This is a genomic window from Cellvibrio sp. PSBB023, assembly GCF_002007605.1.
Lineage (GTDB): Bacteria > Pseudomonadota > Gammaproteobacteria > Pseudomonadales > Cellvibrionaceae > Cellvibrio.
Genome location: NZ_CP019799.1, coordinates 1,344,129 through 1,361,260, shown reverse-complemented (window position 1 = coordinate 1,361,260; position 17,132 = coordinate 1,344,129). Strand labels below are relative to the sequence as shown.

Sequence of the window (17,132 nt, the reverse complement as noted above, 5' to 3'; positions counted from 1 at the left end):
GCTGTCGATCATTTTTACAAGTCTGTCTATACTCTGGCTGACTTTATCCCGGACGAAAAACAATGAAATACGACATTGTCGTGATTGGCGCAGGCATTCAAGGCGCGGGTGTTGCCCAGGCGGCAGTTGCTGCTGGCTACTCTGTATTGGTCGTTGAGAAAACGGCGCCTGCGGCAGGTACATCCTCTAAATCTTCCAAGTTGATCCACGGTGGTTTGCGCTACCTGGAATCGGCGCAATTTGGTTTGGTGCGCGAAAGTTTGCGCGAGCGGGCGCTGTTGTTACGCTTGGCACCCGAGCTGGTGAAACTGCGCCCCTTGCATATTCCTGTGTATGAACATTCAACGCGCTCGGCCTTGACGATTCGCGCCGGGCTTAGCCTTTACGCCGGTCTGGCCGGGTTTGATAAAAACAGCCGTTTCAGTCAATTGTCCCGCAGTGAATGGAATGGCTTGGCCGGGTTAAAACAGCAGGGTTTAAAAGCGGTATTTCGCTACCACGAGGCGCAAACAGACGATGCCGCGCTCACGCGTTCAGTATTGCAGTCTGCCATTTTGTTGGGGGCAGATATTCTCATGCCCGCGCGCTTTGTGGCGGCGGAACGCAATGGCCAGTGTTGTAAGGTAGATATAGAAACTGAATCCGGCTCCCAGACTATCAGTTGCCGCGTGCTGATTAATTGCGCCGGGCCTTGGGCAACCGAGGTGCTGGCGAACATCACCCCGGCGGTTGCTCACCCCGAGGTCGAGTTAGTGCAGGGCAGTCATTTACTCTTGCCGCCGCTCTTGTCGCAATATTTTTATCTGGAAGCACCGCAGGATAAGCGCGCCGTGTTTGTGCTGCCGTGGGAAGGGCAACTGATGGTAGGCACTACCGAAAAAATGCACCATGGACGCCCCGACACCGCGTTTTGCAGCGATGAAGAAAAGGCCTATCTGTTAGCGACGTTACAGCATTATTTCCCCGAATTGCCCCTCCCTGATGCGAGCCATATCAATAGCTTTGCCGGTTTGCGCGTATTGCCCAAAAGCGATAAGGCGGCCTTTGGACGTTCACGGGATGTGATTTTCTCGGTGGATAACGAGCAGCAACCCAGGGTGTTGTCGGTAATGGGCGGCAAGTTGACTACTTATCGCGCGACGGCGGAAGCGGCACTGGCGCGTATCATGCCATCGCTCCCCACTAAAGAGCGGCGCGCCGATACCCGCTTGGTATCGCTGATTCCGGTGCATTAATGCAGTTGATTCCGGCGCGGCTGATATTTAGCGGAACTCATGCAGCGGCGATTGCATAAATTTTTTTGTGATCAGCCGTTGGTATCGCGCGTTGCTGTCGCTAAAATGGCGACCGTTTTTGTCCCCCTTTGGTTTCGCCTCTTTGGCCAGCGGTCTCACCGCTAAGGACTCCTTGTGAATTTTACCGGCGCGCACATCCTCTCCATCAAACAATTTGAACGCGCAGATATCCAGCGCATTTTTGACGTGGCCGATGCCATGGAGCCCTATGCCCTGCGCCGCAAGGTGACGCGGGTGTTGGAGGGCGCCATTCTCGGGAATATGTTTTTTGAACCCAGCACTCGCACGCGAGTGAGTTTTGGATCGGCGTTTAATCTGTTGGGCGGCAATGTTCGTGAAACAACCGGTTTTGAAAGTTCATCGCTCACCAAAGGTGAATCCCTGTTTGATACCGCGCGCGTATTGTCGGGCTATAGCGATGTGATTTGTATGCGCCATCCGCAAGCGGGTTCTGTAGCGGAATTTGCCGAAGGCAGTCGTGTGCCGGTGTTGAACGGTGGCGATGGTGCCAACGAGCATCCCACCCAGGCGCTGCTGGATTTGTACACCATTCGCAAAGAGTTGCGCTCCAACGGGCGCAGTATCGACGGTTTGCGCATTGCCATGATTGGCGATTTAAAACACGGCCGCACAGTGCACTCTCTGTGCAAACTACTGTGCCTGTTTCAAAACATCAGCCTGTGTTTGGTATCGCCCAAGGAATTGGCCATGCCGGATTACATTGTGGAAGAGTTGCGCAGCGCCGGTCACAAGGTAACCATTACCGACGATCTGGCCTCCAGCATCGGCAATATCGATATTGCTTACTCAACCCGCATCCAGGAAGAGCGTTTTGCCAGTAAGGAAGAGGCCGATTTGTATCGTGGTCGCTTCCGCTTGAATCAATCTATTTACACCCAGTATTGCGAACCGAATACGGTGATCATGCATCCGCTGCCGCGAGATTCGCGCGCCGATGCCAATGAGCTGGATAATGATTTGAATGCGAACCCGAACCTGGCGATTTTCCGTCAGGCGGATAACGGTGTGCTGGTGCGCATGGCGCTGTTCGCGCTGGTATTGGATGTTGCCGATCAGGTGGACAACTATTCGCGCGAAGTGAATTGGTACAACTCACTGCGCACCAAATAATCGGAACAATTAATCGCAACAAGTAATCGACGCAGTACTTTGTATCAGTGCGCGTCGTTTAGCAGTTTTATGATGTTATTGAGCAGCGCCGGTGCGCTGAGGCTTTTATCAAAAAATCGATTGATTTTGAGGGTTTGCCCCAGCGCTTCGGTTTCACTATCGGTCTGCTCACTGACCAGTGCCAGCATACTGTTGGCTGTTTTGGGCGTGCGCGCCAGCAGGTTACACAGTTCAACGCCTGCCTGGGTATCCACAATACCGCTGCCCAACAAAATCAAATCCGGATGCAACTCCACCGCCAACTCCAGGCATTCGCGCTGGGTTTCTGCCGTCAATAAATTGAAGTGTGCTTGCAAGCAACCGCTGAAATGGCGAATGAGATCCTGATCGGTATCCGCCAACAAAATGGTTTTGTGTGTCGCGACTTCCTCCACCCAACTGCGATTGCGTCCAGCGCGTTTGGCTTTGTACAGGGCGCGGTCGGCATTTTTAATCAGCTCTTCCAAATCGTGTCCGGTAGTGCGCAAGCAGGTGCCACCGCCAATACTGGCGGTCACAAAGCTGTCAGTAGGTGATACATCGTGGCGTATTTGCAGTTGCGCCAAGGCTTCACCAATGGATTGCGCCACGCGCATTGCGCCCTTGGCATCGGTCTCGGGCAGCAGCACCACAAACTCTTCGCCGCCGTAACGGCCCAAAATATCGCTGCTGCGGTGCAGGCAGCTCTTAATGGCCTGGCTGACTTTTTTCAAACAGGCATCACCGGCGGGGTGACCGTAGTGATCGTTAAATAGTTTGAAGTGGTCGACGTCAATCATCAGCGCGCTAATGGGCTGTTGGTGGCGTTTGGCCAGCGACCATTGCTGCTGTGCCAGTTCGTTAAAGGTGCGGCGATTGTAAATCTGGGTGAGGCTGTCGAGCTGGCTCAGTGCCTCCAGCTCAACATTGAGTTGATTGAGTTGATCGCGCATTTCAGCGATACGTTCCATCGCGCGAATTTTTGCCTTGATGATCATAAAGCTGACGGGTTTAATCAGGTAATCATCACCACCGGCTTCAATGCCTTCGCGATAATTTTCGTCCTCATTCAGGCCGGTCACAAAAATGATGGGAATCCAGTGGCCAGCGAGCCACTCGCGAATCAGGCGGGTTGTTTCAAAGCCGTTCAGGCCTGGCATTTCCACATCCATGATGATCATATCGACCGGTGTGTTTTCCAGTAGCTGCAGCGCTTCTTCACCGCTACGTGCGATCAGGGGCTCATGGCCCGCTTCGATAATATAGTTGCGCATGGCATGGCGCAGGGTTGCACTGTCTTCGACCAGCAAAATTTTCATAGAGTAAGGGGGCGATAATCTTGGCAATAGGCACACCGGAGAGTGTAGCCGGTAATAGTATTATTGTGTGTTATGATTTTGGCGCTATTTTAGTCACATATTGGTTGTGAGTCGAACAACTCCTGCTGGCGCTGACGGTTTTTTGTGCGCTTCGCCGGTTGAATCACAGTTTCATTTTTGCCTGCCGTTTTTTTGACTGATTTACTCGTTCAGATGGTCAACATATAACCATTTACCAAGACTCTTTTTGAAAAGTGACACCTCATGGTGTTGATGAACTTGTCCTTGCTGACGAAAGATCGCCACAAATTCAACCACGCCTTGTTCATCGGTGGGGCCGCCTGCGCGGGTGTCCAGAATCTGTAATCCCAGCCAATCGCAGCTTTCCGCCCAGGCGCGCACATCGCTTTTGCTGGAGCGTATGCGCTGCTCGGGGCTCCAGCTGTTCCACAGGTAATCTATGGCGCCCAAGCCGTGCGCGGTATAGCGCGAGCGCATCAGTTGTTCGGCAGTGGCGGGCAGCTGGGAGCCTTCAATAAATACCAGGCAACAGCTCCCAAGGGATTGGTTGCTGCCGCAGGGGCAGGGGGCATTACGATCAGCCTGTGGCGGTTTTGGTGGCATTTTGTGACCCTTTTCGGTATTTTGTGCGCCTATTTTCGCTGGCTTCCAGCCCTTATGCAAAGTACCCGATCCCTGAATGGAAAATGCCCTGATCCGGCGCATCTTCTTCTGGTGCCTATTACCTATCGCTTCATGACTGATGACTCCCTGATATGACTGAATTTGATGATATTCGCCCCTACCGCGATGATGAAGTTCGCTCCACCCTTGATCGCCTGCTGCAAGACCCGGAATTGGTCGATGCGGTAACTCGCCTGCGTTTCCCTGGGCTTTACCCCTTATTGGGCTGGCTGCTGAAGCCTTTGGTGAAGTCAACGCTTAAACAACAGCTATCCAGCATTCAGGATGTGGATGGCTTTCAACATGTGGTAGAGAATTACATGGCGGCGATGATGACCAAGCGTGTTAAAGCGCTGACCTCATCCGGATTGGATAAGCTGGATAAAAAAACGGCCTACTTATTTATTAGCAATCACCGCGATATTGCCATGGACCCGGCCTTTGTAAACTGGGTGTTATATCACAACAAAAGCAACACGCTGCGCATTGCCATTGGCGACAACTTGCTGACTAAACCCTTTGTGTCAGATTTGATGCGTTTAAACAAAAGTTTCATTGTTAATCGCTCGGCAAAAGCGCCCCGTGAAAAATTAAAAGCGGCGAAATATTTGTCGTCCTACATTCATCACTCCATTTGCAATGAGCACTCCAGTATCTGGATCGCCCAACGTGAAGGGCGCGCTAAAGATGGCTGCGATAAAACCAACTCGGCAGTGCTGGGAATGATTGCACTGAATAAACCCAAAACCGAAGACCTCTCCAGCTACATTCGCCAGTTGCGTATTGTGCCGGTATCCATTTCCTACGAACTTGATCCTTGCGATGCGGCAAAAGCACGCGAGCTTTATATGCAGCGCACCCAGGGCAGCTATCAAAAAGAAGAGCACGAAGATGTGAAAAGTATCGCCATGGGGATCGCTGGTGATAAAGGCAACGTGCACTTAGCGTTTGGCGATATTCTGGATGGCGATTACGCCGATACCGACGAACTGGTTGCTGCACTCGACAAACAAATCCTGGGCAACTATGTGCTGCATGCCACCAACTGTTTTGCCTATGAACTCTTGCATGGCAAGGTGCCGTCTGTGAATTATGGCGTGAACAATACGCCCTATGACCCGACAAGTCTGACAGCAGAAAAAGCGGCGTTTATCCAGCGTATGAATGCCATTCCGGATGGTCAGCGCGAGATAGCGCTGGGAATTTATGCTAACCCTGTGGTGAGCAAACTGAGCAGCATTAGCGAATGCTAACCGATGATCTCAAAAAGCAAATTCAAAGCGCCTACAGCACTTTTTTGGAAAATAAGGGCTTAAAATCCCGCTATGGCCAAAAATTAATGATTGCAGAAATCGCCAAGGCGCTCGGCAGCATTAAATTGGATGGTGAAAATCACCGCTTGGTGGAAGAGTGCGCCGGTGGTCATATTTGTGTGGTAGAGGCGGGCACAGGTACAGGTAAAACCATCGCCTATTTATTGCCGGCGTTGGTGATGGCGAAAGCGCTGGGTAAAAAATTGGTTGTTTCCACCGCGACGGTTGCCCTGCAAGAGCAGATTGTGAATAAAGATTTGCCTGATTTGCATCGCAATAGCGGGTTGAATTTTTCCTTCACCCTGGCCAAAGGGCGCGGACGTTATTTGTGTTTGAGCAAACTCGACAACCTGATTGCCGAATATGAAAGTGGCATCAACCCGACCCGCGCACTCTATGAAGATGAATACCCGAGTGTGTCGGCGCAGAGCATAAAGCTCTATCAATCCATGGTGGAATCCCTCGCGTCCAATAAATGGAATGGCGAGCGCGACACCTGGCCGCAAGCACTCGAACAAAACGAGTGGCAAATTATTACCACCGATCATCGCCAATGCACAGGGCGTCGTTGCTCCAATGTGTCGGTGTGCAGTTTTTTTAAAGCGCGCGATTCCATGCATGCAGTGGATTGCATTGTGACTAATCACGATTTGGTGCTCGCTGACTTGGCCTTGGGCGGCGGTGCAATTTTGCCCGCGCCGGAAGACGCCATTTTTGTGTTCGATGAAGGCCATCACTTGCCGCAAAAAGCGCTGAGCCATTTCGCCCATCACAGCCGTATGCTTTCCACCAGCAAATGGTTGGATCAATGCAACAAAGCGCTTGGCGCAATTTTAGGCGCGGTGAGTGGCGCAGGAAATGTGGATCGCTATGGCGAGCAATTGCCCGCCGCGTTAATCGATTGCAAGCAGCGGTTGGATCAGTTGTACCCGGTGTTTGATCAACTGGCGCAGAGCATTGCGTTTGATGATCGCCAAAATCACTATCGTTTTGATAACGGCGTAGTTCCCCAGGACTTGTTAGTACCTTGTGTGGAGTTATACAAGGGCTTTGATCGCCTGAGCGAATTGCTCAGCAAAATGTGCGATGAATTAACCCAGGCCATGGAAGATGTTCATTGCCCTGTGCCGAAAATAGATTTGGAAAATAATTACCCGCTGTTAGGTACTTGGCAGTCGCGGGCAGAAGCTAATCGCGATTTATGGGCGAGTTTTGCCACGCCGGATAAACCCGGTGCGGTTCCCAAAGCGCGCTGGATCACCCCCATCGATCACACCGGCAATCTGGATTTGGAAATTTGTTCCAGCCCCATTCTTGCGGCCAAAACCCTGGAATTCAGTTTGTGGGAAAAAGCCTGCGGCGCGGTGATTACCTCCGCGACCTTAACCGCATTGGGCAATTTCCAGCGTTTTCAAATGCGCGCAGGAACACCGCCCGATGCCAATTATCACGTTGTGCCCAGCCCCTTTAATTTCCAGCAAGCGACCTTGGAAATTCCGTCTGCTGCGGTGGAAGCCACCAATGCCGATGTGCACACCCTGGCGATTATCGATGACCTGCCTAATTTGATTGACCCGGAGGCGGGCACACTGGTGCTGTTTTCATCGCGCAAACAAATGCTCGATGTATTTGAAGATATGCCGGAAGACTTGCGCGATATTATTTTAGTGCAGGGCGATAACTCCAAGCAGGAAATGCTGGTGCAGCATAAGCAAGCTATAGATGCAGGGCAGGGCAGTGTGCTGTTTGGTTTGGCGAGTTTTGCTGAAGGGGTGGATTTGCCGGGCAAATACTGCACTCATGTCATTATCGCCAAGTTGCCCTTTGCTGTGCCGGATGATCCGATTGAGGCATCGCTTTCGGAGTGGATTGAGGCGCGTGGCGGTAATGCGTTTATGGAAATCACTGTGCCCGATGCATCGCTGAAATTAATTCAGGCCTGTGGCCGTTTGCTGCGTACCGAAAGTGATACGGGCAAAATCAGTTTGCTGGATCGCCGTATCATCACCAAGCGTTATGGCAAGGCAATTTTGAACTCCTTGCCGCCTTTCACGCATATTATTCATAAATAAACACAGCTATGTTGGGCACGTACCAACCTACGGGGTGCTCGCGTAGGTTGGTGCTGAGCGCAGCGATGCCCAACACATGTTTTGCAGAGAACCCAAATGAACAACCTTCATGTCTCCGTCGCTGAAGTATTAATGGACGTCGAAAAAGAATTGCGTCAATTGCACTTGTGGGAGTTTGAAATGATTTCTGAAGAGGCTTTGGCAAGCACAGAGCCCTTTGCGATAGATACCATGACCTTTCCGCAGTGGGTGCAATTTATATTATTGCCGCGTTTGTATTTTATGATCGAGCAACAAATGGAATTACCCAGCTATTGCTCGGTGGCGCCTATGGCGGAAGAGTATTTTTCGGTGTTGAACCTGCATTCAACACCCTTGGTGTCGCATTTGAAAAAAATTGATCGCCTGCTCACTCGCGAGCAATAAACGTTAGGCTTCGGCAATCGCCCCTTTGTTAATCCCTTCGTAGGCTTTCACACGAATAGACGTTTCCGGGTTTTCCTGACGAGTTTTTTGCGCAATGTGATGGGCAATAAACTCCACGGTGGTGTCGGTGTCGATCAAATAGCAGCAGCGTTGGGGCAGGGTAATGTCAAACGAGCCTTGTTCCGCTTCGTAAGCAAATTGGTAATAGTCCACCCCGGCGTGTTTCGGTTTGGCAATTAAATCGTCGCGGGTAGCGAGATAAATATCAGTCCACTCATCGGCCCAGCGCTGTTCCAGTTTCGGGGATTTTTTGCCGTTGGCCCAAATGTCGATGCGCGAACGGTGGCCGTGGGCAATACGTTGGCAATTTCCCTTGTGCTTTTTAAGGCCGTGACTGTAGTGGTAATAAGCTCCATTCATGGCTTCCAGGGTGAAGTCCAATTCCAGGCGCGCCACGCTTAATGGAAATTGTTGTTTGAGTTGGCTAATGCACCACTCGGCGACGGTTTCTGCGGTCAGGATCTCTGCATCAACCAAGGCGATAGCATCGCGCGGTGAACGCGTGTGCAAAAATTCGCCACTGGTGCCAAATTGCCAATGAATGCTGAGAAAATCTCCCTCTTCTTCAATGCGGATTTGCGGTGAGCGAATGGGCACTGCCAAGCGGTGATCCAATTCAGTATCCAACCAATGGCGCATCACTTTTTTAACCGTGCCAAAGTCACACACCATGCCCTGCTCATCCAATTCGCCGTGCAAACGGACATTTGCTAACCAGGTCTCACCCAGTAGGCCGCGCTGCGGATCAAGAAAACTGAAATCGACATTGGTTAGGTTATCGACAAACAACAACATAAAAAGGCCATATTGGTGGATTTTGAGGGCACGTATGATACCACTTAGTGTTCTGCAGGTGGTTGGGCGCAGTGGAAATAGCGAATCCGTTTATCGCAAATCGAAGCTCGCTGGGCTATCCTGAGCAGATTAACGCGCTTTATACGAGGGAATCGCACAAGGTGAAGTCTGTGCTGGGAAGGTTGGCCAGAACTGCTGGTCGTCGATTAATTTATTCAGGTGTGGGAGTTTTGCTCTCGACCCCTTTTTTTGTGGCTTCGGCGCAGGCGTCCGAGGCCAGCTTACGCGTTGCATTTGTGTACAACTTTTTAAAATTTATTGAATGGCCCCAGCGTGAAAACCAACCCATTTCACTCTGTGCCTTGGGGGCTGAAGGTATTACTCGCCAAGCTTTGGCACAGTTGGAAAAAAAGTCACAACCGCAGCGGTTTATCCAGGTTGTTTATATTGATAAAGCGGATGACCTCGGCCAACACTTAACCTCTTGCCAAATGATTTATCGCCCCATGAGCGGCGAACGTTTTCCCTTGCCGGCGCAATTGCCGCCCGGCGCATTACTGGTTGCCGACGAGCCTGATCCAAGTGACAAACGTGTTGCCATCGCGTTGGTGCGCACAGTGGATAATCGCATTGAATTCATTATTAACGAATGGGCGATAGGGCACGCGGGTGTGAAAGTGAGTAGCCAGTTGCTCAAGCTGGCCAGAAAGCCAACGAAGGAGCGAAGTTAATATGTCTAACTCGACTCCTCCCGGAACTTCACTGACCCGCAAAATCAGCCTCTTGGCTATGTTGTTGACCAGCATTGCCGTACTGGGCGCGGCGCTGGTGTCCAGTTGGCAGCAGTACAACTACTTTGTGACCCAGGTAAATAACCAACTGCAAATTCTGGCTGAGGCAACGGCCCTGAATATGGCGGCGCCGAGTATGTTTGCGGATAAAGATGCCGCGCAGCAAACCCTGGCAGTGTTGCGGGTAGAGCCCAAGGTGATTGCCGCGCGCCTGATCCTCATCAATAACAAGCAGTTGGCTGAGTACCGCGCAGTGCTGCCCACACCGGGCTCCACGCCAATAGTGCGCGACACACTGGTGCGCGCCGATGTCTTTTGGGCTGACGAACCTCTTGGCTATTTGGAGCTGGATGTCACCCTGAAACCGCTGCGCGAACAATTTTACGGCCAGATTGGCTGGGTGCTGGCAGCGGCACTGGTGGCCTTGTTGGTGTCGGGCATTTTGGCCTGGACATTAATTTCGCGGGTGATGCGCCCTTTGGGAAGCCTGAGTGAGCTGGCGCAAAAAGTGGGTGATGAAGGCCAATATGATGCCCGTGCGCCAGAGACCTCGGTGGAGGATGAAGTCGGCCTGCTGACTCGTCGCTTCAATGCCATGTTGGATCGCATTGAAATGCAGGACAGCGAGCTGCGCCAGAACCAGGAATTGCTTGAGCAACGTGTGTTTGAACGCACCCTGGAATTGCAATATGCGCGGGAGCAGGCAGAGGCAGCCAGCAAGGCAAAAAGTGACTTTCTGGCCGTGATGAGCCATGAAATACGCACACCACTGAATGGCATTATGGGCATGACCGGTTTGCTGCTGGAAACGGAGCTGGACAGCAAACAAAAACGCTTCGCCCGGGTGGCGCGCCGCTCCAGCGAAGACCTGCTGTTAATCATCAACGACATCCTCGACTTTTCCAAAATCGAAGCAGGCAAGTTGGAACTGGAGTCATTGCCTTTTTCGCTCAATACGCTGGTGGAAGATATTGCCGAGCGCTATGCCCCCATCGCCCAGAGCAAAAATTTGGAGTTGCTGTGTAGAACACCGCTGCCCCCGGTATCAGTCATGGGCGATGGCCCGCGCTTGGGGCAGGTCATCACCAATTTATTGAGCAACGCCATTAAATTTACGGAAGATGGTGAGGTAGAAATTGGCGTTGCGCTGGTTGCCCGTCATGACGACAAATTGCAGTTGCGCTTTAGTGTCCGCGATACCGGTATTGGAATTTCCCCCGAGCAAAGCGCCAAGCTGTTTCAGTCCTTCACCCAGGCGGATTCATCCATGTCGCGTAAATACGGCGGCACGGGTTTGGGGCTAGCCATTTCACAGCGCCTGATTGAAATGATGGGCGGACAAATCCAGTTGGAGAGTTTGCCAGGCGAGGGCAGTCGTTTTTATTTTGACCTGCACCTGGAAGCTGACAACGACGCTTCCGCTGATGTTGCCTTCCATCCGCTCAAACCACTGCGAACCCTGGTGGTTGACGATAATGATGTCAGCCGCGATATCCTCGACGAATGGTTGCGCACCTGGGGTATTGCGCCGGTGTTGGCAGAGTCTGCCGCTGAAGCCTTGGCATTGCTGAATAAACAGGCCAAAACCGACGCCCCGTTTGAGTTGTTATTAACTGACTGGGCGATGCCGGAAATGAATGCCGGTGCCGTGTTGGATAGCTTGGCGGCGTCGCCACTGTTTGAATCCCTGGCGGTGATTATCTTGTGTCCTGCCGGTGTTGCGATTCAGGAGTCATTGGCCAATCGCGCCTTGATGTTGTTTAAACCCGCCCGTCAGGCCGAGCTGCATGGGCTTATTGCCCAGGTCGCTGCCGGTGATTTTATTTACCAACCCCTTGGTGCGCCCGTGAGTAAGCAGGGCACTTTGGCAACATCTGGCCTGAAACCATTGAGCGGGCGAGTCCTGCTGGCGGAGGATAACCCGGTCAATCAAGAAGTCGCCAAGGCTATGTTGCAGCGTATGGGGCTGGATTTGACCCTCGCCAATAACGGCCAGGAGGCTCTGGCACTGATTGATCGCCGTGGCTTTGACCTGGTGCTGATGGATTGCCAGATGCCGGTTATGGATGGCTTTGAAGCCAGCCGTCGCATCCGCCAGCGGGAGCAATCCATAGGGTTGCCGCAGGTGCCGATTGTGGCGCTGACCGCCAATGCAATCAGCGGCGATCGCGAGCATTGTCTGGCCCAGGGGATGGATGATTACCTCAGCAAACCCTTTTCCCAAATGCAGTTGTATCAAACCCTCAGCCGTTGGTTGCCGGAACAACAGACACCTTCCGCGGTGGGGGGAGAGGCCATTGAAATTGACCAGCAAGTCATCCGACAGTTGCGCGAGCTGCGCGAAGGGTTGTTGCTCAAAATTATTGGTTTGTTTCGCGGTGCCAGTCCTGCACTTATTACCCAGTTGCGTCAGGCTGTTACCACAGGGGATGCCAATTTACTCTACAAAACCGCACACAATTTTAAAAACAGCGCTGCTAATCTCGGGTTACTGGATTTGGCAGCCGCTTGTCGAGATTGTGAGGCCAGTGCGCGCAAGGGCGATATGGAGGACGCCGCGCAGCAGGTTGATACTATTTTACGGCTCTATGATTTATCGCTAGAGGGTTTGGCTGAATTAGAGCGAAAGGAGCGATCCACGTGAAAGACACTAGCCCCATGCCTGATGCAGACAAACAAAAAACCACCGATAGCGGCGTACCCCTGATCACCATGGGGGATACGGCGACATGTGTAGTGCTGGTTGTTGATGATGATGAGGCCGCGCGCCTGATGACCAGCATCACCCTGGAGCAATCGGGGTTTCAAGTCATTGAAGCCGCTGATTGCGCTTCAGCACGGGCGCGGTTTGCCGAGCGTAAACCGGACATTGTGTTGCTGGATGTGCTCTTGCCTGACGGCGATGGTTTCAGCTTGTGTCGCGAGTTGTTAAATGATCCGCGCGGTCACGATTTACCCATTGCCATGGTGACGGGGCTGGGCGATATAGAGTCCATACATCACGCCTATGAATCCGGCGCGACGGATTTTATTACCAAACCGGTCAGCTGGGGTTCGCTTCCCTATCGCCTGCAATTTATTTTGCGTGCTAAAAAAGCATTTCACGATGTGAGTGTGAGCGAAGGAAAAACCCGCGCACTGTTGGCGGGTATTCCCGACATGATTTTGCGCATCGACCGCGATGGTCATGTGATCGACATGCAAGTAGGTGCCTATACCCACGAGATGGATCACTGGGTGAATTACGATGATGTGAGTGGTGAGGGGCATTTACCCGCGCCGGTATACCGAATCCTCGCCCCGCATATTCGCCGCGTATTTGCCGGCCAAAGTGAACAGTTGGTTGAGTTTGACTGGTCGCCTTTGCAAGGAAAAATGCGCACCTGGGAAGCGCGCATTATGTTGCGCGAACAGCAAGAAGTGGTGATGGTGATTCGCGACATTACCCAGCGAAAACATCAAGAAGCCGAGCTGCGATTGTGGGCCAAGGTGTTTGAAGGCAGCAACGAAGCGATCATGATTCTCGACGCTAAATTGTGCATCGTGCTGGTCAACAAAACCTATGAAAAAATGATGGGTTTCAGTGCCGCCGATGTATTGGGCGTGGATGCTGCACAAGTGGGCGCCAGCCAGCACCCCCGTGGTTTTTTTCGCAACCTGATTGCGGTGCTCAATGAGCGCGGTGCCTGGCTGGGGGAACTGACCAACCAGCGCAAAAACGGTGAGACATTTCCCTCCTGGTTTTCAATCAGCCGCGTATTGGGTAGCGACGGGCAGGTGGAAAATTACATCGCGATTTTTACTGATATTTCCGAGCGCAAAAAATCCCGCGAGCGGCTCGATTTTCTCGCTCACCATGACAGCCTCACCGAATTGCCGAATCGCACCTTGTTAAATGATCGCCTGGAAATGGCGATCAACACTGCCAAACGTCGGCAGGAAAAAATCGGCGTGCTATTTATTGATTTGGATCGCTTTAAAAATATCAACGATTCCCTGGGACATTCGGCGGGCGATCAAATTCTGCGCGAAACGGCACAGCGACTCAAAAAAGTGATTCGCAATGACGATACTGTCGCGCGCTTGGGTGGCGACGAATTTGTGGTATTACTGCCGCGTGTAAATGATGAGCGCGATTTGGCCGAAGTGGCGATTAAAGTGCGCGAGGAATTATTAAAGCCTCATATATTGGAAGACATGCCACTGCATTTGAGCCCGAGTATTGGTATTGCGATTTATCCGGAAGATGGCGATTCGCCCAGTGCCCTGATTAAAAATGCAGATGCGGCTATGTATCTCGCCAAGGAAAAAGGGCGCAACAATTATCAGTTTTACACACCGCTGTTAAACTCGCGCACGCTGGATAGGTTAAAGCTGGAATACGATTTGCGCCTGGCCCTGGATTTAGGGCAGTTTGAATTGCATTATCAGCCGCAAATTGACGCCACCAAGCAACAGTTATACGGCGCCGAGGCACTGATTCGTTGGCGCCACCCTGAACGCGGATTGGTGCCACCCAATGATTTTATTCCGCTCGCCGAAGAGATCGGCCTGATTATTCCGATTGGCGGTTGGGTGATTGCCGAGGCCGCGCGCCAGATCACACGCTGGCAGGCCGAAGGCCATAAGCAAATGGTGGTGAGCGTTAATATTTCCGCATTGCAATTTCATCAGCCGGGTTTTTTGAGTGAAGTGCAAGCGATTATGGATGCCGCCGGTGCGCAGCCCCAATCGCTGGAGTTGGAACTGACAGAAAGTATGCTCATGAGCGATATGGATGCCTCCATTCATGAGTTGCAACTGTTTCGCGACCTTGGGTATCGCATTGCCATTGATGATTTTGGCACCGGCTTTTCCTGTTTGAATTACCTGCGTCGTTTGCCGGTAAATATTTTAAAAATTGATCAATCGTTTGTTCGTGATATGCAATCCGATGAAGCGTCGCTGGCCATCGTCAGTTACATCATCCGGCTCGCGCAGTCACTGGGTATGGACACCATTGCCGAAGGGGTAGAAACCAGCAACGAAATGACATTGCTCGTCAATGAAGGTTGTCGTTTGATGCAGGGCTATCACTTTTCCAAAGCCTTACCGCCAGCGCAGTTTGATGCCTGGTTGGCGCAATGGTCAGCTCGCTGATCGGCGCCCGGTATTACTGACGTGGAGAATCGCAACATGGTTATCACACCAAGGGGTTATCAGCCTCGGCGCTGCTGGTTAGCGCTGCTGTGTCTGTTAAGTCTGGGCGCGCATGCGGACGAGTTCGCCTACCTCGAATTAAGCCTTGAGCAATTGCTGGAAACTCCGGTCACCGGATCGACCCTGACAGAAGAGTCGATTAAAACTGTACCGGCGGCTGTCTCTGTATTCACTCATGAACACATAGAGCGTTTAGGGGTAGATTACTTGCACGAACTGCTTGGTTTGGTGCCTGGGTTTCAATTCAATCGCAATGCCAATTCCGGGCTGGCTTACAGCTACAGTGCCCGTGGCCGACGCACTACCCATGTATCGCTGGAAGTGTTGCTGCTGGTAGATGGCAAGGTATTTAACGATCCCCGTGGTGGCAGCCCCGATGTAACCATGCCGTTATTTCCTTTGGCACAAGTGGAGCGTGTGGAAGTTATTCGCGGCCCCGGTTCGGCGGTATATGGCAGCTCGGCGTTTACCGGCGTCATTAATATTGTGACGCGCAAACAACAAAAATCTGTCGCGGTAGGTGTGGGGAGCGAAGCGCGCCGGGCGCTGGATGTGCTGTGGAGCCATGCCGGTGAGTCGTGGCAGGCTGATGCCTATGTACATGCTTATGAAGACAGAGGGCAAGCCCTGACCATTACCGACAGTTTTAATCACTTGCCACTGGATAGCGATGATCCGCGGCGCTTGCTGAATGTGGATCTGGGCTTACGTCGTGGTAAAACCCAAATCGACCTGACCTATTATCGCGGTGAGTCAGAGGATTTCTATCTCTCTGAAAATACTGCCAATGGGGTGAATGATCACGCCCGTGAACTGTGGAATCTCAGTGTCGACCAGGGATTTGAGTGGACGCCGGATATCAAATCCAACCTCTCTGTCAGCTATCAGCAATTTACCTTTGCGCTGGAGGGATTTGTACAGGGGCCAGGCGCCTTGGCGGCGGTGAGTGTTCCCAGTAGCAATGAGCCCTTTCGTATCCAGGCAACGCAAGCCGGTGAAAGCTATCGCTTAGCCTACACCACGGACTGGTCGATTGATGAGTTGTCCAGTGCCCAGTGGGGCATACAGGCTGCTCACCATGAAGAGATCAAGGCCCGTGCTTACACCAACTACAATTTGCTGCAATTAATCCAGCAGCAGTTTCCAATCACCTACTACGGCGATATGAGCGAGCGCACGCCGTTGGGCATTTCCGGTTCGCAATCCACCACCGGTATTCACGGTCAATACATTCGCAGCTTGCGCGACTCAACCCGGCTGACTATTGGTGGCCGCTACGATGACTATTCTGACGTAGACGCACGTTTTAGCCCGCGTCTGGCGTTGGTTGAACAACTCAATGAGATTTACAGCCTGAAATTATTGTACGGTGAGGCCTTTCGAGCACCGACACTGGCGGAAACGGCATTTATTAATAACCCCACATTATTGGGCAACCCGGACCTTAAGCATGAAATTGTCAAAACCTGGGATTTGATTGTGATGGGTAACTGGCAAAAAACCAGCCTGAGTGCCGGTTTGTTCCAGAGCCATTATGAACATCCGATCATGACCGGGTTTATCGGCAACCGTCGCACCTATGTCAATGGTGAAAGTGAGCGCAGTGAAGGTCTGGAACTGGAGTGGCTGCAAAAATTGAGTGACCGTTGGTCATTACGCAGTACCTACACCCATATGAATTTACCGATGACGGCATTTCGCGAAGCGGAGTCATTGGCCTCCTTTGAAATCAATTACGCTGCCCAGCGCTGGAATTGGAATTTGTCAGGTGTTTATCAGGATGAACATCAAGCCCCGGTGTCGGCGACTACCCAAGTGACGCTGGATGATTTTTGGTTGCTCAATACCCAGTGGCGCTATCGCTTTGAGGGTGGTTATGACATCAGTCTGCAAATTAAAAACCTCACCGATGAGGATTACGCCACTCCCGCCCAAGGCCTGGGTAAATTGGATGGCGTGCCCGGTCGAGGGCGTGAACTGACGGCAGAGGTTCAGTGGCGTTGGTGATTATCGCTTAAACAAGAAAGCC

Annotated in this window: 12 protein-coding genes; 9 read left to right on the top strand and 3 right to left on the bottom strand. The window is 52.1% G+C overall.

The features are described 5' to 3' along the window. Nucleotides 1-62 precede the first annotated feature (62 nt). Nucleotides 63-1,235, top strand: coding sequence for an FAD-dependent oxidoreductase (locus B0D95_RS06050; RefSeq protein WP_078043056.1), 1,173 nt, complete (start codon nt 63-65; stop codon nt 1,233-1,235). Nucleotides 1,236-1,409: 174 nt separating this feature from the next. Then, complete coding sequence (locus B0D95_RS06045) at nt 1,410-2,426, top strand: aspartate carbamoyltransferase (protein ID WP_078043055.1); 1,017 nt, start codon at nt 1,410-1,412, stop codon at nt 2,424-2,426. 44 nt (nt 2,427-2,470) lie between these two features. Here B0D95_RS06045 and B0D95_RS06040 read toward each other — a convergent pair whose 3' ends face one another. Both B0D95_RS06040 and B0D95_RS06035 read right to left on the bottom strand, forming a co-directional pair. After that, entirely contained in the window at nt 2,471-3,763 is a 1,293-nt protein-coding gene (locus B0D95_RS06040; RefSeq protein WP_078043054.1) for a diguanylate cyclase, read from the bottom strand. A gap of 201 nt (nt 3,764-3,964) precedes the next feature. After that, on the bottom strand, nt 3,965-4,387 hold the full coding sequence (locus B0D95_RS06035; protein WP_141229362.1) for a YchJ family protein: 423 nt from the start codon (nt 4,385-4,387) through the stop codon (nt 3,965-3,967). Nucleotides 4,388-4,539: 152 nt separating this feature from the next. On the opposite strand from B0D95_RS06035, the gene B0D95_RS06030 reads away from it, so the two are divergent. The 3 genes from B0D95_RS06030 (at nt 4,540) to B0D95_RS06020 (ending at nt 8,258) form a co-directional block, all read left to right on the top strand. Further along, nucleotides 4,540-5,700 (top strand): 1-acyl-sn-glycerol-3-phosphate acyltransferase, encoded by a 1,161-nt coding sequence (locus B0D95_RS06030; RefSeq protein WP_078043052.1) that lies wholly within the window; start codon nt 4,540-4,542, stop codon nt 5,698-5,700. Continuing rightward, complete coding sequence (gene dinG / locus B0D95_RS06025) at nt 5,694-7,832, top strand: ATP-dependent DNA helicase DinG (RefSeq protein ID WP_078043051.1); 2,139 nt, start codon at nt 5,694-5,696, stop codon at nt 7,830-7,832. The genes B0D95_RS06030 and dinG overlap by 7 nt, the downstream gene beginning before the upstream one ends. A 96-nt stretch (nt 7,833-7,928) precedes the next feature. Then, a complete protein-coding gene (locus B0D95_RS06020; RefSeq protein WP_078043050.1) occupies nt 7,929-8,258 on the top strand; it encodes a YqcC family protein in 330 nt (109 codons plus the stop codon). 3 nt (nt 8,259-8,261) lie between these two features. On the opposite strand, the gene B0D95_RS06015 is transcribed toward B0D95_RS06020, so the two are convergent. Then, nucleotides 8,262-9,113 carry a 6-carboxytetrahydropterin synthase gene (locus B0D95_RS06015; RefSeq protein ID WP_078043049.1) on the bottom strand — a complete coding sequence of 284 codons (852 nt, stop codon included), beginning with the start codon at nt 9,111-9,113 and terminating at the stop codon, nt 8,262-8,264. Nucleotides 9,114-9,343: 230 nt separating this feature from the next. Between B0D95_RS06015 and B0D95_RS06010 the strand changes: the two genes are divergently transcribed. Genes B0D95_RS06010 through B0D95_RS05995 form a run of 4 tightly spaced genes read left to right on the top strand, consistent with a single transcriptional unit; the run spans nt 9,344 to nt 17,110 of the window. Beyond that, nucleotides 9,344-9,844, top strand: coding sequence for a YfiR family protein (locus tag B0D95_RS06010; RefSeq protein ID WP_168172409.1), 501 nt, complete (start codon nt 9,344-9,346; stop codon nt 9,842-9,844). Nucleotide 9,845: 1 nt separating this feature from the next. After that, nucleotides 9,846-12,548: a response regulator gene (locus B0D95_RS06005; RefSeq protein WP_078043047.1), complete on the top strand. Its 2,703-nt coding sequence runs from the start codon at nt 9,846-9,848 to the stop codon at nt 12,546-12,548. Next, a complete protein-coding gene (locus B0D95_RS06000; RefSeq protein ID WP_244904457.1) occupies nt 12,545-15,043 on the top strand; it encodes an EAL domain-containing protein in 2,499 nt (832 codons plus the stop codon). The genes B0D95_RS06005 and B0D95_RS06000 overlap by 4 nt, the downstream gene beginning before the upstream one ends. A gap of 36 nt (nt 15,044-15,079) precedes the next feature. Beyond that, nucleotides 15,080-17,110, top strand: a complete 2,031-nt coding sequence (locus B0D95_RS05995) for a TonB-dependent siderophore receptor (protein ID WP_078043046.1) — start codon at nt 15,080-15,082, stop codon at nt 17,108-17,110. The last annotated feature ends 22 nt before the right edge of the window (nt 17,111-17,132 follow it).